Source organism: Peribacillus sp. ACCC06369 (assembly GCF_030348945.1).
Classification (GTDB): domain Bacteria; phylum Bacillota; class Bacilli; order Bacillales; family DSM-1321; genus Peribacillus.
The window spans coordinates 4,677,754-4,703,168 of the sequence record NZ_JAUCEN010000002.1; the positions used below are offsets into that span (position 1 = coordinate 4,677,754).

The following is a 25,415-nucleotide window of genomic DNA, read 5'->3' on the forward strand; positions in this document are numbered from 1 at the left end:
GTGTGTGTAGCTCGAATTACTGCGGGGACGGTCGAATAAAGCACGCGGTAGCTCGAATTACTGCGGGGACGGTCGAATAAAGTACGCGGTAGGTCGAATTACTGCGGGGACGGTCGAATAAAGTACGCGGTAGGTCGAATTACTGCGGGGACGGTCGAAAGTAAGAAGACTGATCTCATTACTCCCCAATTAAATTGTCCAAACGATAATAATAATTTGGTCTAAACGAAGTACGCTAAAGCTAGCTTTATTTAATAAAATATGAGGTGGTTAATTTGAAACAATATCATGATTATTATCAAAATCTATTAAAAAGACTTTGTAAAGCTGATAATATCTCTCCTCGAAAACCTAGGTTTGAAAATATTGAAGATCTAGTAATAATTCATGTTAAAAATCATTTGAAAGAAGGAGTAGATTTAGAATGTTTTAAGATTTTAAATCTTATTTATCAAACAGTCGTACCTTTAGGTATAAAATTCAATCAACAGTTATATTTATATCCAAATGGAGATAGATTAGATAGAGTAGCGATAACCTTTAACAAAGATGATTATATACTTTTAAACAAAAAACTAGAAAATGGAGAGTTATGAATAATTAATACATATTGGAGATGGCCTCCCTCTATGGTGGGCTATTTTTTTAGGTTTTCCTCATTGTTTTAGGTATGTCGGCTTGACCGGAAAGGGAGCGGATTTCTGAAATCACCTGCAACTTTCTTTAAATAAAAAAACTGCAGGCAAACTCGCTTTTCTTCGAGTTTGTCTACAGTCTGAAACGACTATCGAGTCCCAAGGGACCTTTAATTCATTTGAGATTTATGCCATTTCCATGCACTTTCAATAATCTCTTCCAAATCTATTGATGCCTTCCATCCAAGTTCTTCAAATATCTTATTAGCAGAAGCAACCAGACGGGCTGGATCACCAGGGCGTCGGTCTGCATACTCTATGGTCGGTTTCACTCCTGTGACTTTTTCGCAAGTGTCGATTACATCCTTAACCGAAAATCCTTTTCCATTCCCAAGATTGTAGGTGGCCGTATCCTTCTTCCCGGACAATAGGGCTTGAAGCGCGATTATATGAGCTTGAGCTAAATCCGTTACATGAATATAATCACGGATGCAAGTGCCATCTTCTGTGTCATAGTCCGTACCAAACACGGAAATCTTATCACGTTGACCTAATAAATGCTGTAAAATAATGGGGATCAGGTGTGTTTCCGGATCATGGCTTTCACCGATTTCTGCCGATACATGTGCTCCAGCCGCATTAAAGTATCGCAAAACTACATAATGGAGTCCATATGCCTTTGCAAAGTCACCTAAGATTTGCTCTACCATCAATTTCGAGCGGCCATATGGATTAATCGGATTAGTTGGCTGATCTTCATCAATCATATCTACATTTGGTATCCCGTATGTAGCTGCCGTTGATGAAAAAATGAAATTCTTAACATCATGCTTGAGCATGGTATTCAATAATGTAAGAGTTGCACCAACATTATTCTCATAGTATTTATAAGGGTCTTGAACAGACTCACCAACCAAGCTATTAGCAGCAAAGTGCATAACGGCTTTAATGGGATATTTAAGGAATATTTCATTCAAAACCGCTTTGTCCCCTAAATTCCCTTCAACCAAGATGGCCTTCGAATCGACCAGCGAACGAAAACCGGTTGAGAGATTATCCAGAATGACAACCTCTTCTGTATTCACTAACTCTTTTACAAGATGACTTCCAATATATCCTGCACCGCCAACGACCAAAATCATATAGAATTTCCCCTTTTACTTTAAGCTTTATTCGTAACCTATTTATGTCCTTAGAGTTTGAGGGGCTCTTTTTTATTATTGAAAAGAGCCCCTCCCTTATTTTATAAGCATTTTTTGAAGGTTTCCATGGCTAATCCATTATATTGGTTGTAATCAAACTTTTCTAGTTTAGGATTATCAGTACTAACCATAGTAGATAAGCCTTTTTCAAGTCCATTTATGCTATTTTCAACAAGTAAACCATATTTACCGTTTTCCAAAACGGTTCGGTTAGCAACTATATCAGTAGCCATGATTTTCATTCCTAAAGTCATTGCCTCCAATAATACCATAGGCTGTCCTTCATAATGTGATGAAAGAACGAAACAGTCACATTTTTCCATGAACGAAAATGGATTTTCAAGCTGGCCCAAAAGATGAATGGAATGATTTAATTCCAGCTCATCAATGATTGCCTGCAAATCTTCCTTTAATGGACCTTGTCCTAAAATATACAGCTTGCTATTACTGTATTTCTCATGAAAACCTGCGAATGCACGAATCAAATTATCCTGACCTTTTTCAGGAGATAACCTTCCCATATTGACAAAATTGAAATCATTTTTATCAGGAAATGGAACGAATTGATTGTTTACTTCCAATCCATGCACTTTTTCTACGATCAACGCCTGTTCATCTATCCAACCTAGAGATATCCCGTCCAATGATATATGAGCATAAGTACCAAGTTGAGTAACCGCTTCTTTATCGAATTCCACAATCCGGCCATTAAAGGTTGGCCCATTTTCCACGACCATGGCATCTTGCAACCCATAAGGCTTATCCCAAATATTATAATCTCCCAAGTTAATTTCTGCGGTGCCGCGCACTTCCCGCTCTTTTAACAGTATTGGCTCTTCCATAATTTCGAATGCCCTTGTATTCAACCAGCCAATTCTCTTATTATCTATTTCGAAAAGGTAATAGCCGCCTTTTCTGGTTCTGTTATATTTTATGATCTTGACGATTTGCCCTTCAAAATCGATAGCCTTAGTTACTCTTTTAGCCTTGTAATTCGGATAAGCCTTCGTCCAGATTGTATGGTCTTCCGGTTCCGTTATTTTTCCATACTTCTGATTGCCTGTGTTTATTTCCTTCAACGTTCTATTATCGATCTTATCAATGAATTTTTTATTGTTTTTATAGTTTCTGGATATTATATACTTTCTTTTCACCATGATTTGAAGCTTGTCACCTAAGCTCGTGTTTTCATTGATCGTACAATGTTCAAGCATGGATAAAGCTGCATTATCTATCCAACCTATTACCTTGTTTTTCACAGATATCCTGCTATAAATCGAATGTTGGGTCTTTACTTCCCTATCAATTTTTACAATGATCCCTTTAAAATCTTGACTGCCAGAAACCTTGTACGTTCCTTCAACCTTATATGGCATGGACCAAATATAGTTCGATCGAGGCCTTACTAACCTTGCAATTTTATCCAATTCCTTTTCGTAAATAATGCTGTCTGGCAACAACTCAACAGCGTCTTCACTAATCCAGCCAATTATTTGATTGTTATGACTGAATTTGTAGAAAGTATTTTGATCTGCATGGCCTTTCCTCGAAATCATGATTTCAGCTTCTTCAAATCGTTCATCCAGAGGAAATTGAGTGGCATTTGAAATTCCCGGAAGGGTATTCCAAACCTGATTATCCTTCACATTCCTTAATATCGCTCTTGCTTTGAAGTTTTCAGTGGTCAACGCATCTTCATCATTATCGCTGACTTCAGAGTTATTTGACTCGAGTTGAAGGATTTTATCCGGGTTGATAGAATTCATTACGAAATCAAATTTATCAAAGTCTGCATACTCCAATAGGTTCTTTCGGTTTAATTCCATCGTTCCCTCAGAAACACTTACAAGTTTATCAAATCGATTATATACAGAAAAAATCCCTCTTAGATTAATACGGTGAGGTCTCTTTCCATTAATGATACGCTCACTATCAGACAGTAAATCATTATGCATATAACAAACTTTCTTTTTTGCATCTGCCGCTAGCAGATATTTAGCCCAATAATGGCTATAACCACTAAAATCGATAACAAAATCAAATTTAGTTTTACCGAATAAACGTGCATGCTCTCTAATATAGGCATTTTCCGGGTAAAGCTTTTTCCCTAAGAAACCTCTTTCCCCTCTGTTATGGATGAATTTATCTTTATAGACTTCCAAAAATTTATACACAGGTAAGCCAGGTTTAAAAAGAAAACGCACATTTTTATTTACTTTGTCCATATTTTTCAAAACCTCGTATGAGTGAGGAGTGGCAGTGAAACAGCTGACATCATATTTCTCATAATCAATATTATTCATTAGGTTAAGAAAAGAGGATGTAATTCCGTTATCCCTCAATCCGCCAGGATAAATTAATATTTTTTCCTTTGAGGAATCCAGGCCAGTAATTGTGTTTAGTTCTTTCGCAGACTTATTGAAGAGATAGTTGACTATTCTCTCCGTTACATGTCCATCCTCATGGTTAGTGAATTTTTCCTGCATCTTTTTATATTTATCGGAATAACTCAATTTCACATTATTGATATCTTTAATTGCGATCGCCAATTCTTTCGAGTTAAAAAGCATCGGGCCTGGGAGTTCATCATTTTGGAGATACTGTCCCCTTTGTTCTGTATAAACGTCCGTATCCCATGTGTAAAATAGGATGGGCTTATTGGTAACAAGGAAATCAAAGAAAATGCTGGAATAATCCGTGATAAGCAAATCAACAGCAGCAAGTAATTCATTCGTATCCACATAGTCAGGTATCAATCTATCCATGATTTCTGAATGCTTGGCAGCTTCTTTATATAGAAATGGATGCACCTTGATGAATAAGTTATATTGTTCACCGATTTGACTTTGTAAATAATTAATATCGGCAATGATTTGAAGAAGGTCGTTATCCACTTTGGCAAGGTTCGTTCCCTTCCAAGTCGGAGCATATAAAATATTCTCCTTACCATCACTGATGTTCAAACCCAGGGTCCTTAGATATTCCTTATACTCCCCTGGATTCGTATTCAACGTTAAATCGATCCTCGGATATCCTTCTTCTATAATTTCACCTTTATACAATCCGTTTAACTTATAGCTATCTGTAAATATCTTGGTAGTGTGGGAATTAGGGCTCAAAATGTAATCTGCACTCAAAAAGTTCCTTACAACGTTTTGAGAGACCGAAGGGTTACCGGGTATATCAAAGCCCATATTCTTAAGGGGCGTTCCATGCCAGGTATTCATGTAAATTTGATCGCTTTTAGGTATGAAGAAGGACTGGAATGTGGAGTTATTGATTAAATACTCACTTGTTGCCAACCACTTTAAATACTCCTTTGAATTACGTTGAACAAATTTCACATTCGGCATATCCTTATATTTCGATATTACACCTGAGAGGGCACTAAAATCCTGGATTGACCAAATGTGCATGAAATCTTTAAAGTCTTGCTTTTCCAGCATATATTTAAACATCGCGTATGGACTGTCAGTCATACTGTTTCCATCACGACTCTCATATAAAATCGTGTTTTTTTGCACATTTAATTTCTCAAAATACTTCGCATATCTATTTACACGCTGATGGTTCTCCTTCAATAGAAAATTGGCAAGCGGCTGTTTAAGGAAATCGACTTTTCTTTTTATTACCTTCTTATTCACTAATAGGCATCCCCTTTTAAGAATTTAGTATTCACCATTCAAAATCATGATTTCATTAACAAAAAATAACAACTATGAATGATCAATAGTTGGAGATTTTTTTTAAACTCTATTAAACTTAAAACTTAATGACTACAACCATCATTTGCTGTGTAGATAATCTTTCTTTAAACTGAAAAAATCGATTTGGCGGTAATACAGTAAATCAATAAATCATTTTTTGTTCACTGCCTTGTGCCGTTCGAGGATTTTTTCCATTTCCTTTATAATGTCATCTCTTAATTCAGGATGTTGCAGGGCAAATTCAATTGTCGTTTTCACAAAGCCATCGACAACTCCGACATCATAGCGTTTCCCTTCAAAATCGTATGCGAAAACTCTTTGGATTTCATTCAGTTTTTGGATGGCATCCGTTAACTGGATTTCACCGCCAGCTCCCGTTTCTTGCTTAGCTAAGAAATCGAATATTTCCGGAGTCAGTATGTATCTTCCCATAATGGCCAAATTGGATGGTGCCGTTCCTTGTTTGGGTTTTTCAACGAAACGATTCACTTCGTATCTTCTGCCTTCTTGGGTAAGCGGGTCAATGATGCCATATCTATGTGTCTCGTTCTCATTTACTGGCTGCACTCCAATGATGGACGAACCCGTCGCATCATATTCGTTGATTAATTGACTTAGAGAGGGTATTTCGCTTTGAACGATGTCATCGCCTAATAGTACGGCAAACGGCTCATCACCAATAAAGTTACGTGCACACCATACAGCATGTCCAAGACCTCTCGGTTCTTTTTGCCTAATGTAGTGGATATTAGCTAAATTGGATGGGTATTGTACTTTCTCCAATAAATCGAATTTCCCTTTTTCCCTCAAGTTATTCTCTAGCTCGTATGCATTATCAAAATGATCTTCTATCGCACGTTTATTCTTTCCTGTGACAATGATTATATCTTCAATTCCCGATTTCACGGCTTCTTCTATAATATATTGAATAGTTGGTTTATCCACTATTGGCAGCATCTCTTTTGGCATTGCCTTCGTAGCAGGTAAAAATCTAGTTCCCAATCCCGCTGCAGGTATAATAGCCTTTTTAACTTTTTTCATTCTTTTGTAACTCCTCCACATTAATATAAAACTAAAAAATTTACTTATTCACCCTTTTCATAGTAACATAGACTTGTTTTTTGTAAATATGTTATCATGAAACATTTGTAATCCCATATATAATTGCAACTTTTCCCCAAAACCATCTTCAGAAAATATAAAGGCCTTTTCCCGATGAAAACAGGAAAAGGCCTTATTTTCTTCAATATATATGGCTGTCAGGTCCAAGGGTCTGACTTATATAGCACTATTGATTATCCCATTAATTTTTTCCATGAAAGCATTCATGACCTGCTTCAATTTCAGCTCGGCTGATTCCATCTTTTCACCTTGGACCCCGAAATAGAATTTGATTTTAGGTTCTGTGCCAGATGGACGTAAGCATACCCATGTACCATCCTCAAGGAAGTACTTAATTACATTTGATTTAGGTAAATCAATGACTTCTTCCTTATTGGTGCCCATGTTGAGCTTCACGCCACTTTGATAATCCTCTTGAATCGTTACAGCTTTTCCGGCTATATGCTTTGGAGGAGCATTGCGGAATTGATTCAATATCCCTTGAATCTGCCCAGCGCCTTCAATCCCCTTTAAAGTCAATGACTGAAGTCCCTCCAGGTAATATCCGTACTCTTCAAAGATATTAAGCAATCCTTCATATAGGTCCATGCCCTGTTTTTTATAGTAGGCACAAACTTCCACCGCAAGAATGGCCGCTTGGATCGCATCTTTATCACGGGCAAAATCCTTGATTAAATAACCATAACTTTCTTCATATCCGAATAAGAAAGTATGCTTACCGCTTTCCTCATATTCGTTGATCTTTTCAGCGATGAATTTAAAACCCGTTAATACATCAACGGTCCCTAAACCATATTCCTTTGCGATTCTGCGGCCTATTTCAGAGGTTACTATCGTTTTTAAGACAACTCCATTTTCAGGTAAAGTGCCTTTAGATTTCTTTTCTTTCAAAAGATAATCCAATATTAGTGCACCTGTTTGATTACCTGTAAGCACCACATATTCGCCATCTTTATTTTTAACGGCGATACCGAGTCGATCTGCATCAGGATCTGTTGCGATCAAGAGGTCTGCCGATACCTCATTTCCTAATTCAATGGCCATTTCAAATGCTGCATGCTCTTCAGGGTTCGGGGATTTGACTGTCGAAAAATTGGGATCAGGCAATTCCTGCTCTTTTACAACATGTACCTTGTCGTATCCCAGATCTTGTAAAGCCCTTCTAACCGACTTATTTGCCGTGCCATGAAGCGGTGTGAATACTACAGTCACATCAACTTCTTCACTTAGGTTTTTATTTTCGGGCACAGTAAGCAATTTATTATTATAAGCGGTATCGATTTCCTCTCCGACCATCTTGATGAGGCCTTGCGCTTTCAATGTATCTTCATCTTTTACCGAAATGGCAAGTTCATTTTCAATCGCATTCACGAATTCAATCACTTTATCAGCCGTTGCCGGAGGAAGCTGGGCACCATCTGGCCCGTACACTTTATAGCCATTATATTCAGGGGGATTATGACTTGCTGTGATAACGATCCCAGCATAAGCATTCAGTTCACGAACGGCAAAGGATAACTCCGGCGTTGGTCTTAACTCATCGAATAGATAAGCCTTGATACCTTCTGTAGCCAGTGTCTTGGCTGCTTCCAAGGCAAATTCAGGCGATTTGAAACGTGAATCGTAGGCAATCGCGACACCTCTGCGTTTTGCTTCATCACCCATCGATTGCAGATAATGGGCTAATCCCAATGTTGCTTTACGGACTGTATATAGATTCATCCGATTGGTACCTGCCCCAATTTCCCCTCGCATACCGCCTGTGCCGAATTCCAAGTTCTTATAAAACGCATCTTCAATATTTTTTTCATCATCTTGCATCTTGTTAAGTAATGATTTCATTTCCTCATCAAGGTTTTCGAAATTCACCCATGAGTGGTAAGAACATTTCCAATCCATCTTCACATAGTCCTTCTTTCTTTCTAGTTTCCCTTGGAAAATCTAGATGTTTTCACTAAAAAATAACAATTACCGCTGAAATAAAAAAAAGCCGTTCATACGACTTTCTTCGCTATATTATCAGCAATAAATAGACATCAGTCAATATTCTCAACATAAAAAATTTGTTGGAAGGCAAAAATAGAGGATGGCGATGTTGCGATGATCATGGACATCACCGCCTGTAAACAGGAGCGATGTCCACGATGATGGATCACCTTACAAATTATTCAGCTTCGGCAACAACGGTGAAGCGTTGGTTGATGTGTTGCGGGTTTTCAATTTCATCAAGTACTGCAAGGGCAAAATCGGCGTAACTTACATAACTCTCACCCTTTGAGTTTACAAGAAGGTTGTCTCTACCCAATTTATACCCTCCGGTTCTATTTCCTTGCGGATCAAAGAAGGCTGAAGGACTGATGAACGTCCATTGGATCCCAGTGGCATTTTGTAAATCCTCAAGGTTCTTGGATTGATTATATGCCGTTGCAAAGTATTCTTTAGGGAATTCAGGCGTTTCCAGTACACGTGTCGTTTTCGCCTCGTCAACGAAAAGACTTCCAGCTCCGCCAACAACGATCAGTTTAGTTTTAGGAGCCCCTTTCATGGCGTCAATTAGGATTTTTCCTGCATCCACATGCAGATGTTCTTTCCCTGGAGCAGCGCCAAAGGCATTCACTACCACATCAAATTCTTTAATATCTTCCGCTTTCAGAGCGAATAGATCCTTTTCCAGTACGGATGCACCTTGAATTTGGACTTTGGCTTCATCTCTGACAATGGCCGTAACTTCATGTCCCCTAGTCAATGTTTCCTTTAAAATCAGACTTCCAGCTTTTCCGCTCGCACCTATAATACCTATTTTCATTTTCAAATTCCTCCTATATCGTTTTTGAATTATAATTGTAATCAAATTACTTACATGTAATAATATAAGTTACAGGTTTCTGTTTTGTCAACTTATTTATCGAGGAAGTATTTCGATGATATATTGCGATTTTCGCTGATATATTTCATTTTTCGGAGATATATCCCGATTTTCGCTGATATATTGCATTTTCCGATAGATATATTGCGATTTCGTCGATATATTTCATTTTTCGGAGATATATCCCGATTTTCGTCGATATATTGCGATTTCCAATAGATATATCCCGTTTTCGTCGATATATTGCCATTTCCTATTGATATATCCCGATTTTCGTCGATATATTGCAATTTCCGATTGATATATCCCGATTTTCGTCGATATATTGCAATTTCCGATTGATATATCCCGATTTTCGCTGATATATTGCAATTCCCGATAGATATATCCCGATTTTCGTCGATATATTGCCATTTCCGATAGATATATCCCGATTTCCGTTGATATATTGCAATTTCCGATTGATATATCCTGATTTCGTCGATATATTGCGATTTCCGATTGATATATCCCGATTTTCGGAGATATATTGCGATTTCCGATTGATATATCCCGTTTTCGTCGATATATTGCAATTTCCGATTGATATATCCCGATTTTCGCTGATATATTGCGATTTTCGTAGATATATTTCATTTTCCGGAGATATATTGCAATTTCCGATTGATATATCCCGATTTTCGTCGATATATTGCAATTTCCGATAGATATATCCCGATTTTCGTCGATATATTGCGATTTCCAATAGATATATCCCGATATCCGTTGATATATTTCATTTTTCGGAGATATATCCCGATTTTCGTCGATAAAAAAAGCACCATTCCTTGCAGACACAAGGAATGGTGCACTTATTGATCAGTTCTTTCCATTCTTCCTCATTAGCAATCCCATACAGATAGTAATGAGAGTAAAAGCAATAAAAGCCAAAAACGGGATCGTGATGAATCCTAGCCAATTTATATACTCGCCTGAGCAGGGAACACCGCTTTGGCACATTTCGAAATGCTGTAGGGCCGGAATTTTTTGCAGACTATAGTGATACCCTGACACCAACATGCCCAAAATCGATAATGGGAGGATGTATCGATGGATTTTCAGGTCTTGCTCATAAAAGGCCCGGCCCAATAAAATAACGAGCGGGTACATCAAGATCCTTTGATACCAACAAAAGGTACAAGGTACATAATGGAGAATCTCACTAAAGTAGAGACTTCCAGCAGTGGCAATGATGGATAGGATCCACGAAAATAATAGTGGTTTGTTCATCACTATTTCTCCTTCGCTGCATCATCAACCATTTTCACTAAATCATCAATTGTATTTCCTTCAAACTTCTTGCCATTGACAAATAAGGAAGGTGTTCCAGAAACGCCCAATTCGTCGGCCAACTCCATATCCTTGTTCCATTGGTCCTCGGACTTTTCGGCTTTAAAAGAGGAAACGACCTTTTTCACATCTTTGTCATTTGCGATTTCTTTCAATGTTTCTTCTAAGAATTTATCCGTAAAGACATCTTCCTTTTCATATTTCAAGTCATCTGGCTGCTTATCGTACAACAGCTCATGAAATTTCCAAAAGGTATCATTTCCTAATTCTTGATAAACACTTTCCGCAAATTTAGCGGATCTGGTTGAATCGACGTTAATGAACGAATAATTCATGAAATAAAATTGCGCTTTTCCTGTTTCGATCAGTTCACTTTGTATGGAAGGAAAGAATTGTTCCTCGAATGTCTTACATACTGGACATTTATAATCACCAAATTCCACTATTTGGACAGGAGCCGATTTTTCTCCCAAATAAGGCTGTGATTTATAATCGATTTCATTAACGGCTGTATCTTCGTCCTTCCCATTTGCTAAAAATATAAAGCCAATAATGATTACAGCGATTAACCCTATGATCCAAAACGTGAATGCAGAAGATTGTTTTTGATTACCCTTTTTTTTATTAGCCATCATATACCTCCATCACTTGTAGTTGTGTCGATATTCCTTTTGCAGCCATAGCGGCCGATTTCAGTTCCCCCTTCCTGTAGCCTTCACCTGTAACTGATTCATTTACACGTTATAATATAAGTTTCATCATGATGGTTTGTCAATTACACATACCTTTTATTTTTGCCTTTGCAAAAACGGCGTGACTTGACAAGGAAACGGTTAATGGATAAATATTATTCTTGCAGGCCATTATAACTTGTAACCACTTGAATTACATGTTAAATAATTTATACTATATAAGAATAGAGATTTTAAAGGAGAGAAAAAAGAGATGTCCATCAGTACCCGCTTTTCCGTAGGAATCCATATATTATCTCTTTTAGAAATAAACAAAGAAGGCGTTAACACTTCTGATTTTATAGCAAAAAGTGTAAACACAAACCCAGCCTTAATCAGAAAAATCACCGGCATGCTGAAGAATGCAGGTTTAGTGAACGTTCGGCCGGGTATCGCCGGAGCGACATTGGCCAAGGACTTATCAGATATTACTTTGCTCGATGTTTATCAGGCTGTTAACGTTGTCTCCGATAAAGAATTATTTGGAATCCATGAAAATCCTAATCCAGCATGCACTGTTGGAAGAAATATACAAGATACAATAGAGCCCATCTTTTCAGTCGCTGAACTTGCCTTGGAAAAGGCGCTTGGAGTGGTGACTATAGAGGATGTCGTTAGAGGTATTCTGGAAAAGGATAAAAACTAAATAGCAAAAAAACACATGAGTCGGACTCATGTGTTTTTTCCTGTTTTCTTATTTATACTTAGGAACTTCAATCGTCATTTTATAGGAATCTAGTAAACTATACAAATTATAAATCTGTTTCACTTGTTTTGTTGCCCAGCCAATATCAGTTGCATACTGGTGTGAAGCATTTCCATTTTTCTCTGCAGCTGTAGGATTCCATCTCATTTTGTAAAGCGTGTCCTGTCCAGCAGAGATATACCCTTTGGCGATGAATTCGGCACCGCCTATTATGGCCGCTTCCGGGGTGAACCAGCCTGCTTTATATGCGTATTGAGCGCCGCTGCTTACCGCTGTTCCGTCAAAAGCTCCCACTCCGTACATATTATAGACCGTTTTCCCATTCACCTTAACTCCAGTTGCTAACGGTGAAGTACCGTTCCCGGTCTCCAGCAAAGCATGTGAAATCAGGTAAATTTCATTGACCCCATATTTTTCCCCTGCCGTAGTGAAGGTTGCAGCTTGGCCTTGTAAAATCCCTTTACCTGAAAGGATTCTAGCATTCACTTCAGAAACGTTCATGTTGGTGACCTGGGAGAGCTTAACGAACTGGAACGATTTGATTGGATCATTCACAAAATTATCTGGGTTGAGATTATAGTTTATATCATCCGGACTGGCATTTACCCATGTCTTGTTATAACTCACTTCATACCAATAGTATCCGTCAGAGCCCTTTACTTTTGATTTAATATTCAATGATTGATTATTGCTGACGGCACCGACTGCCCAATAATTAGATCCAGCTCCGCCCCTAACACGCCATCCGCTTCCTTTTACCGTTCCCGTTGTTGAATTGATTAAAGTTAACCCATCCTCACGTATGTAGGTTTTATACGTTTTATCCGTTTGACCATTTACGGCCATTTGAATTTCAACCATCTTGTCCATCGTAAGATTGTACTCTTTATCGATCCTGATTATCGATCCATTCGAACTTCCTGGACCTTGTGCTTTAGCAGTTAAATATTGCGTACTGACATATCCCGTTTTTCCATTAGCCGTGACCCTTGACCAACCATTGGACTCAGAATACACCGTTACGGCCGTATTGTTTACGAGTTTGGCTATAATTGAAGCGGAAGCTGATGCAAAAGAGCGCATATTAAGACTGGAGCCATCATTCACTTTTACATATTTAACTAACGTGGTTTCTTCCTCGTCTGGATTGAGATTCGGGCTTTCCGGTACAGAACCAGGCTTCGTTGCTGATAGATATTGCGTATTGACATAACCTTCTCCGCCATACGCTTTTATTTTTGACCAGCCATTTGATTCCGAGATGACTTCCACCTTCACACCCTTTGCCAATTTCACAATAACGGAAGCACTTTCTGACGGTTTATTCCGCATATTCAGAGAACCAGAGCTTACATTTACATATTTCACCGTCGTTTTTTCAGGTATGGAGGGTTTGGCTTCTGGCTTTGTTGTTGAAAGAAGGTCAGCACTGACATACCCATCTTGCCCATTGGCTTTGATTTTCGCCCAACCTTTGGTTTCCGAATACACCGTTACTTGCGTTCCTTTTGAAAGCTTCGCGACTATGCTGGCACTTTCCGACCCGCTTTTTCTCATATTAAGCGTTCCTGAGCTTACATTGACATATTTCGTCGTCGTTTTATCAGGTATGGAGGGCGTGGTTTCCGTTCCTGGTTTTGTTGTCGATAAATATTTGGTGCTGACATGTCCGTCTTTTCCATTGGCCTTGATCTTCGCCCAGCCTTTGGATTCCAAATATACCGTCACTTTCGTTCCTTTTGAAAGCATCGAAACTATGCTTGAACTTGCTGTACCACTTTTTCGCATATTAAGTAAACCCGTGTTCACATATTTCGTCGTCGTTTTTTCTGGCGTGGCTACTGTGGATCCCGATCCCGGCTTTGACGTCGATAGATATTTGGTGCTGACATATCCGTCCTTTCCATTGGCTTTGACTTTCCCCCAGCCTTTGGATTCCAAATACACCGTCACTTTCGTTCCTTTTGAAAGCCTCGCGACTATGTTTGAACTTTCTGTACCACTTTTTCGCATATTGAGTGAACCCGTGTTCACATATTTTATCGTCGTTTTTTCAGGTGTGGCTACTGTAGTTCCCGATTCCGGCTTTGCAGCAGACAGGTATTTGGTGCTGACATAACCGTCTTTTCCATTGGCTTTGATTTTTGCCCAGCCATTGGATTCCGAATACACCGTCACTTTGGTTCCTTTTGAAAGCCTCGTAATTATGCTTGAACTTACTGTCGCGCTTTTTCGCATATTGAGCGTGCTTGCATTGACATATTTTGTCGTCGTTTTAACGGGTGCCGCAGCCTTGGTTACCGTACCAGGCTTCGTTGCCGATAGATACTTCGTACTGACATATCCGTCTTTTCCATTGGCTTTGATCTTCGCCCAGCCTTTGGATTCCGAATACACCGTTACCTGTGTGCCTCTTGTCAGCTTCGCGACTACGCTTGCACTATCTGCCCCACTTTTCCGCATAATAAGTGAACCTGTGCTCACATTCACATATTTCATTGTCGTTTTAACGGGTGCCGCAGCCTTGGTTACCGTACCAGGCTTCGTTGCCGATAGATACTTCGTACTGACATATCCGTCTTTTCCATTGGCTTTGATCTTCGCCCAGCCTTTGGATTCCGAATACACCGTTACCTGTGTGCCCCTTGTCAGCTTCGCGACTACGCTTGCACTATCCATTCCACTTTTGCGCATATTGAGTGAACCTGTACTGACATTCACATATTTCTCTGCCGTTTTAATGGTTACTGCAGCTTTAGTTAAAGTCCCTGGCTTCGTTGCCGATAAATACTTGGTACTGACATATCCATCTTTTCCATTGGCTCTGATCTTCGCCCAGCCTCTGGATTCCGAATATACGGTTACTTGTGTGCCTTTTGCCAGCTTTGCAACTATGCTTGCACTATCCCCACCAGTTTTTCTCATATTTAGCGAACCGGAATTTACATTTACAAACATGACGCTCTTTTCAATATTGGCATGCTCTGCTTGTAGTGGAGCTGCAGATATTTTTTCTTCGAAAGCAACTGTAGACAACACTGCAAAACAGAAAGTTGGTATAATTAATTTCTTCATCTCATTCTCCCTACTAAAGAATTATATTTTTAACATTTATTTAAATATCGGTTAAATTTAGTATGATATTATAGGCAATTGTGCTTATTCGTTAAAAATATAACATATTCCTTTAGATCTATAGAGAGATGGACGAGATTGTAACACAACAGTAAACTAATAGACATTTAAGTAATTAATTAGTAACATTAGAAATGAAATCCATTTCACTAAGTTCCATAAGAAGCGGATACAAGCTTAATGACGTAAAATAAGATATTTTGAAATAATTCATTCATACTCATAGTAATGTTTATGAGACGAGCATCTTTCTACGCATACCGAATATACATAAAGGGTAAGCCTACAATCCTTATATTTGACGGATCGAGGCCATAACCTATATAATTACTGTATATAACCTATATGAATCCTTCTGTTAAGGGGAGTAGCTATACAATAAAGTCGTCAGTACAGGATTTAATCCTCGGCTTTATTGGCAACTGATTTTAGTTGTTTGCAAGACCTTGCCGATTATTTGGTGAGGTCTTTTTAATTTTTAAAAGACGGTATAACCAAAAATCGGTTATACCGTCTTTTTTAATCGAAAAAATTGCACAATAGAGGTGAAAAGTATGCAGAACTATAATGAATTAGCTCAAAGCGTTAAGATTTCCGATGATAAAAAGCATATATTGCTTGATGCCGACCCATCTTTATCACTTATCGGAAAAGGCCGCAGCGCTTATGTATTCCGAATACATTCCACCAATAAAGCACTAAAAGTATTTTTCCCGGACCATACTCACACAGCTAAAGTAGAAGCTGAAATATACAAAACCGTTCAATCGATCGATTACTATCCAACCCTATATGATGCGGGGGTAAATTATCTGGTAATAGATCACATCGAAGGCAACACCCTTTTTGAATGTTTAACATTGGGAATCCCAATAACGGAAGAAAATATCAAGGAGATTGACCATGCCTTACAATTAGCAAGGAAAGAGGGATTGAACCCTTCTGATATTCATTTACGAAACATCTTCATCACTTCCGAAAAGAAGGTGAAGATCATTGACGTTGCGAGGTTTAAGCAAGTGAAATCCTGCAATCAGTGGCACGACCTGAAAAGTGCTTTTCACCTTTTCTATTCGAAGTCATTTTTTCCGAAGAAAATCCCAGGCTTCATACTGAATTCCATTGCAGCGATTTATAAAAAGAGATTCTTGCCCATCTGATCATATCACTATAAAAAAATCACATTGGAGGCACATATGAAAAAAATCATGACCATTGCTTTACTGTCCATCCTTACATTAAGCGGATGCTCGCTTTTGGGAGAAGTCAATTCATCATTGGAGTATGCAGATAATGCCACGGAGTATATAAGTACCGTTAAGGAATTTTCCAATGAGGTGCCCGCATTGTCACAAGACGCCGTCGCGAATACCGAAGCAAGAGCAAATCTTGAAAAAGAACTGGAATTAATGAAAACGGAGATTGAAGAATTCAATTCAACTGAACCACCCCAAATCGCTGAAGGCATCCATGAGAAGATCGTCAGCTCAAATCAACAGCTTTCAGATGGAATTGAATTATACTTGAATAATATTGAAAATGGCCAAATTGACCCTAAGGCATTGGAAGATTCAGAGATAATGAAATCAATCGATAATATAACAGGATTGGCAAAGCAAATTGAAGAGTTGGGTAATTAAGCAGCCTGCTCCATTAAAATGAAGAACTCCTCGTACCGATGTCCCTTTTAATTTCAAGGAATCATGAATAAAAAAGGAATGTTCGGAACAAATTATTGACATGAAACCAAAAGGTTTTATATAATCGATAAAGCGAAACCAATTGGTTTTATATTTTTAATTAAATAGGAGAATCAGTATGGAAAATCAACATACATTACAAGATATCAAAAAGACGATTATTCTTGAAGCACCCATCCAAAAAGTTTGGGATACAGTTTCGACTGCCGAGGGTATAGCTTCATGGTTCATGCCAAATGATTTTCAACCGAAAGTTGGACATGAGTTCCATGTCCAATCACCTTTTGGTCCTTCTCCTTGTAAGGTATTAGAGTTAGATGCTCCTCATCGGCTTTCATTCGCTTGGGATACGGACGGTTGGATCATATCGTTCACTTTAAAAGAACTGGATGGCAAAACGGAGTTTACCCTTATTCATGGTGGTTGGAAAGAGCCTGACACGATTCTTCCGAAACCGAACGAAAAAAGCTCAGTCATTCGCGATAGAATGGATCATGGCTGGGAACAGATCGTTAATCAAAATCTTAAAAAGGCTGTTGAGGGCTAAGTGTCTGCAGCAGAAAAGCATGATGTATTTCAGGCTATCGCGGACCCAACCCGCAGAAAGGTCCTGCAATTGCTTGCTGAAGGTGATTTACCCATTTCAGAAATCACTTCTCACTTTTCCATGAGCCGTACAGCGATTGCCAAGCATCTTCATATCCTTTCTGAAGCTGAATTGGTCAGTGGCCGGAAGGTAGGAAGAGAGAAACGCTTTCGGCTTCATCCAGAACCTTTAGCGGAATTGAAACAGTGGCTTTCTTTTTACGATCAATTTTGGGATAACAAACTATCCATCCTTAAACATGTGATTGAAAATCCAAGGGAAAATGGATTTAAAGCCGCCGAAAAAGAAAAGGACACGGATGAACAATCATAATGAAGAACCCCCCGGCGCATTGCACCGGGGGGTTTTCTTCATTAATTTATGCATCCATTTCAATATTGTGTTCTTTGCGCTTCCTGATGACCATCGTTAGCAACAACAGTAAATTAAATACAATTATGCATCCAGTAAGGAACATGATACTCGTTGTCAATGCATCCGCTCCAAGGCTCGTACTCATCGCCTGACGGAAGCCCATGACTGAGTATGTCATTGGTATGAACGGGTGAACATGACTGAAGAAGTTATTGGTCAGTTCCACAGGGAACATTCCTCCGCTTGCTCCTAGCTGTAATACAAGGAATATCATCGCTAATAAACGACCTGGATTTCCAAATCCTACAGTTAAGAAAGTAACGATGAACATGAAAGTAAGGGAAGTCAATATGGAAACCCCTATGAATTGCCCCATGTTCTCGACCTGTAAATCCATTCCCCAAATCATGATTGCATCCAATACTAATGCTGAAATCGTGGCTTGTATAAATAGGACCGTAAATTTACTGAACCACCATGCCGCTCCTGATGTAGGTCTTGTAGATGGCTTGCCTGTCGGGTATCCCATATTGAAGGCAATCGCTCCTACAAATAACCCTAGAGACAATACGTAAGGAGCCAGAGCATGACCATAATTAGGCACCTCACTGCTTTTTTGTTCTTTAACCTGTGTCGGCTCAGCAATCATGCTGTAATTATCATCGGTTGTTTTATTTCCCCTTATTTCTTCTGCACCATCACTTAGTTTTTCCGAAAGTTCGACCGTTCCATCTTTTAGTGAGGAGATTCCATCACCCAATTTATGTGAACCTTCAGCTAGTGCCGATGAACCTTCATTGATCTTACCTGCGCCTTCAGCAAGTTGGATCACCCCATTGCTTAAAGTAGGCAGATTGCTTGCCAATTGTTCAGTGCCTTTAACAAGTGCTGATGAGCCATCGTTCAAGGATGCTGAGTTGGCATTCAGTTGATTGGCTCCATTAGCAAGTTTGTTCGCCCCCTCGCCAACTTTGCTAACACCAAATGCATACTTCTCCAGACCATTTCCAAAGGAGGATGACCCTGCTTGAAGTTGTGAAACTCCATCAACCAACTGACCAGATCCCTCAGTTAGTTTTGACAAGCCATTATTTAACGAGGAACCGCCTTGTGCTAACTGATTGATCCCATTCACTAGTTCCGGTGCTCGTTCATTTAAGCTTTCGGTTGCCGCCGTTAATTGATTGCTGCCTTTAACTGCTTCATTCAAGCCGCTATTTAATTGGGTTGCACCAGGAATCAATTGTTCTTCCAGTGCGTTCCTTATCGCGGTATATCCATTTAACGCTGATGCCGCGTTTGGATTGACTTTATTCACCGCATTATTTAAATTGGCCACTTGTTCTGGAAGCTGGCCTAATCCATTCAATACTGGCATTACTTTATTCGTTAATTGTGTTGATAAGTCGGATACACTTGAAGCAAGAGTCGATGCAATTTGTTTTTGTGCTTCCGCTTGCATTTGAAGTTCATTTTGAATGGCTCCGATTAATTCGGATTGTTGTTCACTGGTCATACTTTTGTATGCTTCAGTGTTTTGTACAGTATTGATTGTGCTTTGTCCATTATTCGCAATCGTTGATTGAAGTTCTGTTAAAGCTGCTTGGCTATTCTCGAGATTTGCTGTAATGCCCGATACGGTACCGGACGCACCGCTTCCTGCAGGAACCGCTTCTTGCAATTGATTTACACCGCTTTGAATGCTTGTCAGGCCTTGCTTAAGCTGACTCAGCTGTTCTTCCGCGGGCAATTGGCCATCCATCTTTTTCAGGCCGTCATTTAATGCCTGGCTTCCTTCTGAAAGTTTAGTGATTCCCTCATTTAAGCTCTGCTGACCTACTGCCATTTTTGGGATTCCCGTAGATTCGTCAGTCAGCTGGCTTGCATTTTGTGATAACTGATTCAAGCCATCATTTAAATTCGCACTGCCTGTTTGCGCTTGTGCCAATCCATTATTTAATGTTTGGGCTCCTGGAACCATTTTTGCAAGCCCTGTGGAAAGTTGGGAAGAACCTTGTATAAGCGCTCCACTATTATTAGTCAACTCCCCTGTACCAGATGCGAGTTCGTTAGCACCCGTTTGCAACTGACCGACACCAGACGTGTATTGTGAAATTCCCTTGCTTAATTCCGACGCCCCACGTTCAAGTTTATTGGCTCCTTCCAAAAACTCGCCAACGCCAATTTGAAGTTTATTCGCGCCATCTTTAAAAGTTAATGTACTAGAAGCCAATTTATTCAGATTGTCTGTCACTTCTTTGTTTCCATCATGCAGTTTTTCAGCACCGTCATCCAGTTTTGATGCCCCGTCTGCTGCATCACCGAATCCATCTCCGATTTCATCCAGTTGTGAGAAGATCGCTTCTGCATATTCCTTTGTGACACTTTCTGCAATTTCAGTCTTCAAATTATTCGTTGCCTGTTTTCCGACCGTTTCAGAAACGAAACTGCGTCCAGGATTCACATCATACGTTAAATTCATTTTTTGTGGCTTATCATCCATGACGGTTGAAGCATTTTTCGAAAAGTCCTCAGGAATGGTGACGACCATATAATATGTACCATCATCGAATCCTTTTTTCGCCGCTTTTTCCGTTACGAAATGCCATTCTAAATCATCGTTGTCCCTTAATTGCTCGATTAGCTCATCACCGACAGATAAGGTTTTACCCTCATACTCCGCCTTCACATCATTATTCACGACTGCAACAGGCAATTTACCGGTATTTCCGTATGGATTCCAAGCAGAACTTAGGAATAACCCCCCATAAATAATCGGCACGAACAGTAATACGATTGCGACCCCGATCAGTTTTCGATTTGTAAGTAAAAGCTTCCATTCTTGTTTAAGCATGTTCACTCTTTTTCACCTTTCTTTTCACGAATTAATTCACCCAATGACCCCGAATTCCAATTAACAGTCGGTATATCCGTGGTGCCAAAGCTTTCTTTAAGCAAATCTGCTACTGTTTGACTGGAAAAGAAATCCATTAAAAGTTCATCCGCCTGAGAAAACATCCGACGAAGAACGTCCATGCCCTTTTCTGCATACTCTCCATCTTTAAACGCTTTTTCTATAAGTCCTGTATCTGGAAACATCGAAATGGGGCCTTCCATCGCTTCAATAATTTCAAGGTTTTTAATCTTATCTACACTTTTGGCAAGAGAAAGGCCGCCATTATTACCAGGAACGGAAGTGATTATCTGCTTAACGACCAATTTCCTAATGATTTTCTTCAAATAAGAAGGAGACACCTCTAACCGCCTGCTGATCTCATTAGACGAAAGCGGTACATTTTTATCCTGGGTAGAGAGTATAACAATGATGCATATAGCTTGCTCGACACCTTTTGTTAATTGCAAATCAGTTCACCTCTTCAAGTATGTATGTGGATGTTTGATATCCATAATGGATATTCGGTATCTATAATTAAACCCTGTTTCAACTTAGAAATCAAGTTATTTCTAGAAAAAATTTCTAAAAAAGCGTTTTGGGTCCTCAAAACAAGGTGAACCCCACATGACAACATCATGCGGGGTTCACCTTTGGAAGGATCTATTATAGGTCATTTAAAAATTCATTGACTGCCTCTGGAGTTTTAGCATTTGCACTGTGCAGGTGTGCAACCTTTTCTCCATTTTTAAATACTAATAAAGATGGAATTCCCATTACGGTTTGCTCTTCAGAAATCTCTGGGAACTCGTCACGATCGATTGTAAACCACTGTTTGTCTTGATGTTCTTGAGTGATCTCATCAATGAACATGTCTAAACGTTTGCAGTCTGGACACCACGTAGTCGTAAAAATCCCGACCGTCAGTCCCTCTTGTTTGATGTGTTCACGGTATTCTTGTTCTGTATTAATATTTTTCATGATTGTCTCCTCCGAGCTTTTCTTATCATCATCATACTTTAATCAATGAATATATGTACTCAAGAATTACTATATAATTTATTCCTTCCCAGTTCAAACGGTTTAACCTCGATCTATCCCACTATTGCCCGGTTTATGTTGATTGTTTATGAAAAATTCTCCTTTTTCCGTCGACAGGTATGTGATATTACTTTTAATCTAGCAATCCACAAATCAGTGTTTATTCATGAAAAAAGCCACTTTCCAGTGGTCTTTTCACTTCATTCATATTGGGAGAGTTAGTTGCCAGGAAACACCGAACTTATCGGATACCCATCCGAACTTCTTACTAAAGAAATAATCACCCAATGGCATCATCACTTGTCCGCCATCAGTTAAGCTCGCATAAAGCCTGTCAATTTCCTCTTCACTATCACATGTAAGGAATATTGAAAACGAAGGTGTAAACGTAAATTGATGCTTAACATTGCTATCGATGCACATAAATTCCTGATCCTTCAAGGTAAAGGTAGCCTGCATGACACTCCCCTCTGTACCTGATTCATTTGCACCATACCGTTTCATGCTGGTTATTTTCGATCCTTCAATTAAAGATGTGTAGTAATTCATTGCTTCTTCCGCATTTCCTTCGAACATCAAGAAAGGTGTGACCTTCATCATTCTCATCAAACCCCTTTTCATCTTTAATTAATTTCTTGCATTGAATCATGGCGCCCACCAGTTACCTGAAACCACGATCATTGTCTGTAATTTTATCGTATTGGCAAAATAATCATCATCATCTTGTTCCTGTATCGTCCGATTCCATAACTGATTAATCCATTGCTGATTGGAGGAATCAACCATGGCACTTGCCATGAATGGAGCAACGAAGCTTGTACTATTCCCTTCTTCCAAGGCTTTTCCGCTTAGCGTATAGCCCGATTGGATATTTTCAGGGTTTCCATCCGTTTCCTCTTTAATCCAATCATTCATCCGCTTTAATTGCGGCAGCGCCCTTTCATCACCAGTCAGTAAGTAATCGAGCGTATACCGCCAAGGGGTCCTGCTGCTGTTCCAGCTATAATTGCCGTCATTCTCCCCTTCTAAAAAGTCAGCTTGTGCTGGCTGATACTCTCCCTTGGATTGTACAATGAAGTCCGGCATGAGACCAGTATTGCCGCTTTTCTCCTTATAAATGGAATGAATGATCGCATAGGCCTTATCCGTAACACCTTTCCATTCATGATTCCCAGTTGCCTCCTCAAATGACTTCAAATGATTCAGAAGAAAGTCCGATGAACGAGTCGATTGTCCGTATACTTCATCTTCATCCTCCGCCCAGTCACCTAGTTTAATCAGGGACTGCGACCGATTTATCTCATTCGACATGATCGCATCCATGATGTCCTTTGCTCTGGCGAGATAGTCGATGTCCCCTTCACTCCCCCACTGGCGATCAGCCAATAATAACGAATAGGCGATATCCATATCGCCATCAGTTGCTGAATCGGCATCCCCTGGAGTATTTATGATTTTGCCCGATTTATCCTTAACTTGCTGCCACGCCATTAATGAAGGGTCATTGTCACTTCGATGCGCTTTATAAAAACGATAAAGACCATCGAAGTACTGTTTGTCCTTGCTGCCTGCCATTATTGCCGTAACCATCATCCCATAACCGTGCGCTTCAGAAACGGTCACTGCGTTCTTGGGTTCTGCATATCCTTTATCATTGTAAAAGATATAATATTCATCATTTTTATCAGCAGGCTGCTTCAAATATTCATTTTTCCAGGTTTTATAATAATTCGCTACGGCATCATCCATCGCCTTCTGAGATAGATTGTCAGGTTTTATCGTACCCGCTTGATAGACTGTATGCTGAGGAAATGCCCTTTTACCGGCACTCTCTTTCTTTGTGTTTTGAGATACCAATGCTAGCGAGGCAATGATCACGAAAACGATCGATCCCACCGCTATCAATAAACTTCTTTTTTTCATGGCTCGCTCCTTGGGTTATGGTGCAGTATTCACTTCTTTTTTATGTTTGGCTATGAGCATTTCAATCTATTAACATGACTTTTCTTCCTTTCCGGAAGACAAAAGAAAAAGGGCCTACTTTACCCTTTTACAAAACATTAAGATTCATAGCCTTATTTAAAGAAAGTGATATTTAATTTACTCCTAATTATTAATACTGATATCAGGAGTAATAAGTTTATACTCATAAAATTTGAATCAGTAATGAGATTAAATGAATATCTTAATCCGAATAGGATAATTAAACTTAAAATAACCATTGTCAAAAAAATGAAATTCCTCAATTAACTCACCTCTTTCATCATTCCAAATTCCGGACATATCAATCTTACCCCTTGGTCATTCCACTTTTTTCAACTCCATAAGGCCTTCGCCATCCAATGAAATTTCTAATTGCTGATTAACGACTATCGAAAGCGGAAAGATTTCCGACTCTCTATCCGAAAAGATCCACCGCCGTTTACTTGGACCTAAAAGTAAAAACGAACCTGCTTCATGTTCCCCCATGAAATTCAATCCATCTTCACTTAACGTTTCAGCCTTCCTTACGGGTACACCAAAACTGACCAACTGATTTCCCAAGCTCCTTACTTCATTCGTCGTAATGTTTATTTCACTAATACACAGAACGTTTTGAGCTGAGAAAGACTCCGCCTCAGATTTGGGTGATACGGAATATCTGGAAATGAACTCGACAATGTTGCCTGAAGGGTCTGAAAAATAAAAGGCATGTGCATTTGAATAGCTGAAATAAACTTCGTCCACATCATCTTCTCTAGTCAATTCCACTTTTGATTTCGCCCATGCTTTGGCCGAAGTGAATAAATTGGTCGGTATATTCATGGCAAAATGATAAAAAGGCTTTTCCTGGAGATGATATTTTTTAATTTCAAGCACACTGTCCCCTGCCTTAATTTCAAAACCATCATCAGTATGCGATAGTAACTCAAATCCTAACTCATTAACATAAAAATTCCGCATATCATTCAATGCATGACTATACAAAGTGACCTTATTGATAATCAAAGTTTAATCCCCCTTCTCCCAAACCCGTACTCTTCATTTACATATTAAAATATATATATTCATATTCACTTTACCTATTTTTACCACAAATAGCCAATGGAATATCCCTTAATTTTTCGGCCAGCCAACTCAAAAAGGACCACCAAATCGGTGGTCCCCCGTATACATATAGTAAAGGCGGCCTTATTGAAAAAATATCTCCGCCAGCGCAGTTTACGATGGTTCCATTTAACATGATCGCCCCTGTTGTTGAAGCAAAAATGACCATGTCGGCAATTTCTTCTACCGTAGCTGAAATGTTCGGCCCTGTTGGAGAACCATTAATTAAACCACTTTGTTTTGAATCATTTCTCCTACTCCATTTGGTCATGTATTTTCATCTTTTCATCTTAAAAAGGA

The 25,415-nt window shown here is 39.2% G+C and carries 21 protein-coding genes and 1 pseudogene; 6 read left to right on the forward strand and 16 right to left on the reverse strand.

Features of this window, described 5'->3' with window-relative positions:
* Positions 1-275: 275 nt before the first annotated feature.
* Positions 276-596 carry a hypothetical protein gene (locus QUF78_RS23695; RefSeq protein WP_289326625.1) on the forward strand — a complete coding sequence of 107 codons (321 nt, stop codon included), beginning with the start codon at positions 276-278 and terminating at the stop codon, positions 594-596.
* A gap of 209 nt (positions 597-805) precedes the next feature.
* Here the strand turns inward: QUF78_RS23695 and galE are convergent, their stop codons facing one another.
* From galE to QUF78_RS23735, 8 genes are all read right to left on the reverse strand, one after another.
* Positions 806-1,777, reverse strand: a complete 972-nt coding sequence (gene galE / locus QUF78_RS23700) for a UDP-glucose 4-epimerase GalE (protein WP_289326626.1) — start codon at positions 1,775-1,777, stop codon at positions 806-808.
* 101 nt (positions 1,778-1,878) lie between these two features.
* Complete coding sequence (locus QUF78_RS23705) at positions 1,879-5,481, reverse strand: CDP-glycerol glycerophosphotransferase family protein (RefSeq protein WP_289326627.1); 3,603 nt, start codon at positions 5,479-5,481, stop codon at positions 1,879-1,881.
* A gap of 213 nt (positions 5,482-5,694) precedes the next feature.
* Entirely contained in the window at positions 5,695-6,585 is an 891-nt protein-coding gene (galU, locus tag QUF78_RS23710) for a UTP--glucose-1-phosphate uridylyltransferase GalU (protein ID WP_289326628.1), read from the reverse strand.
* 237 nt (positions 6,586-6,822) lie between these two features.
* Positions 6,823-8,565 carry a phospho-sugar mutase gene (locus tag QUF78_RS23715; protein ID WP_289326629.1) on the reverse strand — a complete coding sequence of 581 codons (1,743 nt, stop codon included), beginning with the start codon at positions 8,563-8,565 and terminating at the stop codon, positions 6,823-6,825.
* 265 nt (positions 8,566-8,830) lie between these two features.
* Positions 8,831-9,472 carry an NAD(P)-dependent oxidoreductase gene (locus QUF78_RS23720; RefSeq protein ID WP_289326630.1) on the reverse strand — a complete coding sequence of 214 codons (642 nt, stop codon included), beginning with the start codon at positions 9,470-9,472 and terminating at the stop codon, positions 8,831-8,833.
* Between the two features lie 225 nt (positions 9,473-9,697).
* Positions 9,698-10,369, reverse strand: a complete 672-nt coding sequence (locus QUF78_RS23725) for a hypothetical protein (RefSeq protein WP_289326631.1) — start codon at positions 10,367-10,369, stop codon at positions 9,698-9,700.
* Between the two features lie 21 nt (positions 10,370-10,390).
* Positions 10,391-10,801: a disulfide oxidoreductase gene (locus QUF78_RS23730; RefSeq protein WP_289314741.1), complete on the reverse strand. Its 411-nt coding sequence runs from the start codon at positions 10,799-10,801 to the stop codon at positions 10,391-10,393.
* Between the two features lie 2 nt (positions 10,802-10,803).
* The gene (locus QUF78_RS23735) at positions 10,804-11,493 is read right to left on the reverse strand and encodes a DsbA family protein (protein ID WP_289326632.1); all 690 of its coding nucleotides are present in this window, start codon (positions 11,491-11,493) and stop codon (positions 10,804-10,806) included.
* Between the two features lie 313 nt (positions 11,494-11,806).
* On the opposite strand from QUF78_RS23735, the gene QUF78_RS23740 reads away from it, so the two are divergent.
* Positions 11,807-12,238 carry an Rrf2 family transcriptional regulator gene (locus QUF78_RS23740; protein ID WP_289314739.1) on the forward strand — a complete coding sequence of 144 codons (432 nt, stop codon included), beginning with the start codon at positions 11,807-11,809 and terminating at the stop codon, positions 12,236-12,238.
* A 48-nt stretch (positions 12,239-12,286) separates the two neighbouring features.
* Here QUF78_RS23740 and QUF78_RS23745 read toward each other — a convergent pair whose 3' ends face one another.
* A complete protein-coding gene (locus tag QUF78_RS23745) occupies positions 12,287-15,373 on the reverse strand; it encodes an SH3 domain-containing protein (protein WP_289326633.1) in 3,087 nt (1,028 codons plus the stop codon).
* Between the two features lie 614 nt (positions 15,374-15,987).
* On the opposite strand from QUF78_RS23745, the gene QUF78_RS23750 reads away from it, so the two are divergent.
* From QUF78_RS23750 to QUF78_RS23765, 4 genes are all read left to right on the forward strand, one after another.
* Positions 15,988-16,593: a protein kinase family protein gene (locus QUF78_RS23750; protein ID WP_289314737.1), complete on the forward strand. Its 606-nt coding sequence runs from the start codon at positions 15,988-15,990 to the stop codon at positions 16,591-16,593.
* A 36-nt stretch (positions 16,594-16,629) separates the two neighbouring features.
* On the forward strand, positions 16,630-17,073 hold the full coding sequence (locus QUF78_RS23755) for a DUF6376 family protein (RefSeq protein WP_289326634.1): 444 nt from the start codon (positions 16,630-16,632) through the stop codon (positions 17,071-17,073).
* Positions 17,074-17,251: 178 nt separating this feature from the next.
* Positions 17,252-17,680 carry an SRPBCC family protein gene (locus QUF78_RS23760; RefSeq protein WP_289326635.1) on the forward strand — a complete coding sequence of 143 codons (429 nt, stop codon included), beginning with the start codon at positions 17,252-17,254 and terminating at the stop codon, positions 17,678-17,680.
* Positions 17,681-18,052, forward strand: coding sequence for an ArsR/SmtB family transcription factor (locus tag QUF78_RS23765; protein WP_289326636.1), 372 nt, complete (start codon positions 17,681-17,683; stop codon positions 18,050-18,052).
* A gap of 46 nt (positions 18,053-18,098) precedes the next feature.
* Here QUF78_RS23765 and QUF78_RS23770 read toward each other — a convergent pair whose 3' ends face one another.
* The 7 genes and pseudogenes from QUF78_RS23770 to QUF78_RS23800 form a co-directional block, all read right to left on the reverse strand.
* Positions 18,099-20,948, reverse strand: coding sequence for a YhgE/Pip domain-containing protein (locus QUF78_RS23770; RefSeq protein ID WP_289327394.1), 2,850 nt, complete (start codon positions 20,946-20,948; stop codon positions 18,099-18,101).
* A gap of 2 nt (positions 20,949-20,950) precedes the next feature.
* Positions 20,951-21,457, reverse strand: coding sequence for an RrF2 family transcriptional regulator (locus QUF78_RS23775; protein ID WP_289326637.1), 507 nt, complete (start codon positions 21,455-21,457; stop codon positions 20,951-20,953).
* Between the two features lie 196 nt (positions 21,458-21,653).
* A pseudogene (locus tag QUF78_RS23780) lies at positions 21,654-21,992 on the reverse strand (thioredoxin family protein); the annotation flags it as partial.
* Positions 21,993-22,232: 240 nt separating this feature from the next.
* On the reverse strand, positions 22,233-22,628 hold the full coding sequence (locus tag QUF78_RS23785; RefSeq protein ID WP_289326638.1) for a VOC family protein: 396 nt from the start codon (positions 22,626-22,628) through the stop codon (positions 22,233-22,235).
* Positions 22,629-22,673: 45 nt separating this feature from the next.
* Complete coding sequence (locus QUF78_RS23790; protein ID WP_289326639.1) at positions 22,674-23,951, reverse strand: family 8 glycosyl hydrolase; 1,278 nt, start codon at positions 23,949-23,951, stop codon at positions 22,674-22,676.
* A 378-nt stretch (positions 23,952-24,329) separates the two neighbouring features.
* Positions 24,330-25,016 carry a VOC family protein gene (locus tag QUF78_RS23795; RefSeq protein ID WP_289326640.1) on the reverse strand — a complete coding sequence of 229 codons (687 nt, stop codon included), beginning with the start codon at positions 25,014-25,016 and terminating at the stop codon, positions 24,330-24,332.
* Positions 25,017-25,086: 70 nt separating this feature from the next.
* Positions 25,087-25,386: a hypothetical protein gene (locus QUF78_RS23800; protein ID WP_289326641.1), complete on the reverse strand. Its 300-nt coding sequence runs from the start codon at positions 25,384-25,386 to the stop codon at positions 25,087-25,089.
* Positions 25,387-25,415 lie beyond the last annotated feature (29 nt).

Excerpts from the sequence above, each read along its gene's own strand:
- galE (WP_289326626.1), bottom strand. The coding sequence starts at position 1,777 with ATGATTTTGGTCGTTGGCGGTGCAGGATATATTGGAAGTCATCTTGTA.
- galU (WP_289326628.1), bottom strand. The coding sequence starts at position 6,585 with ATGAAAAAAGTTAAAAAGGCTATTATACCTGCAGCGGGATTGGGAACT.
- QUF78_RS23715 (WP_289326629.1), bottom strand. The coding sequence starts at position 8,565 with ATGGATTGGAAATGTTCTTACCACTCATGGGTGAATTTCGAAAACCTT.
- QUF78_RS23720 (WP_289326630.1), bottom strand. The coding sequence starts at position 9,472 with ATGAAAATAGGTATTATAGGTGCGAGCGGAAAAGCTGGAAGTCTGATT.
- QUF78_RS23730 (WP_289314741.1), bottom strand. The coding sequence starts at position 10,801 with ATGAACAAACCACTATTATTTTCGTGGATCCTATCCATCATTGCCACT.
- QUF78_RS23735 (WP_289326632.1), bottom strand. The coding sequence starts at position 11,493 with ATGGCTAATAAAAAAAAGGGTAATCAAAAACAATCTTCTGCATTCACG.
- QUF78_RS23740 (WP_289314739.1), top strand. The coding sequence starts at position 11,807 with ATGTCCATCAGTACCCGCTTTTCCGTAGGAATCCATATATTATCTCTT.
- QUF78_RS23745 (WP_289326633.1), bottom strand. The coding sequence starts at position 15,373 with ATGAAGAAATTAATTATACCAACTTTCTGTTTTGCAGTGTTGTCTACA.
- QUF78_RS23750 (WP_289314737.1), top strand. The coding sequence starts at position 15,988 with ATGCAGAACTATAATGAATTAGCTCAAAGCGTTAAGATTTCCGATGAT.
- QUF78_RS23755 (WP_289326634.1), top strand. The coding sequence starts at position 16,630 with ATGAAAAAAATCATGACCATTGCTTTACTGTCCATCCTTACATTAAGC.
- QUF78_RS23760 (WP_289326635.1), top strand. The coding sequence starts at position 17,252 with ATGGAAAATCAACATACATTACAAGATATCAAAAAGACGATTATTCTT.
- QUF78_RS23770 (WP_289327394.1), bottom strand. The coding sequence starts at position 20,948 with ATGCTTAAACAAGAATGGAAGCTTTTACTTACAAATCGAAAACTGATC.
- QUF78_RS23785 (WP_289326638.1), bottom strand. The coding sequence starts at position 22,628 with ATGATGAAGGTCACACCTTTCTTGATGTTCGAAGGAAATGCGGAAGAA.
- QUF78_RS23790 (WP_289326639.1), bottom strand. The coding sequence starts at position 23,951 with ATGAAAAAAAGAAGTTTATTGATAGCGGTGGGATCGATCGTTTTCGTG.
- QUF78_RS23800 (WP_289326641.1), bottom strand. The coding sequence starts at position 25,386 with ATGACCAAATGGAGTAGGAGAAATGATTCAAAACAAAGTGGTTTAATT.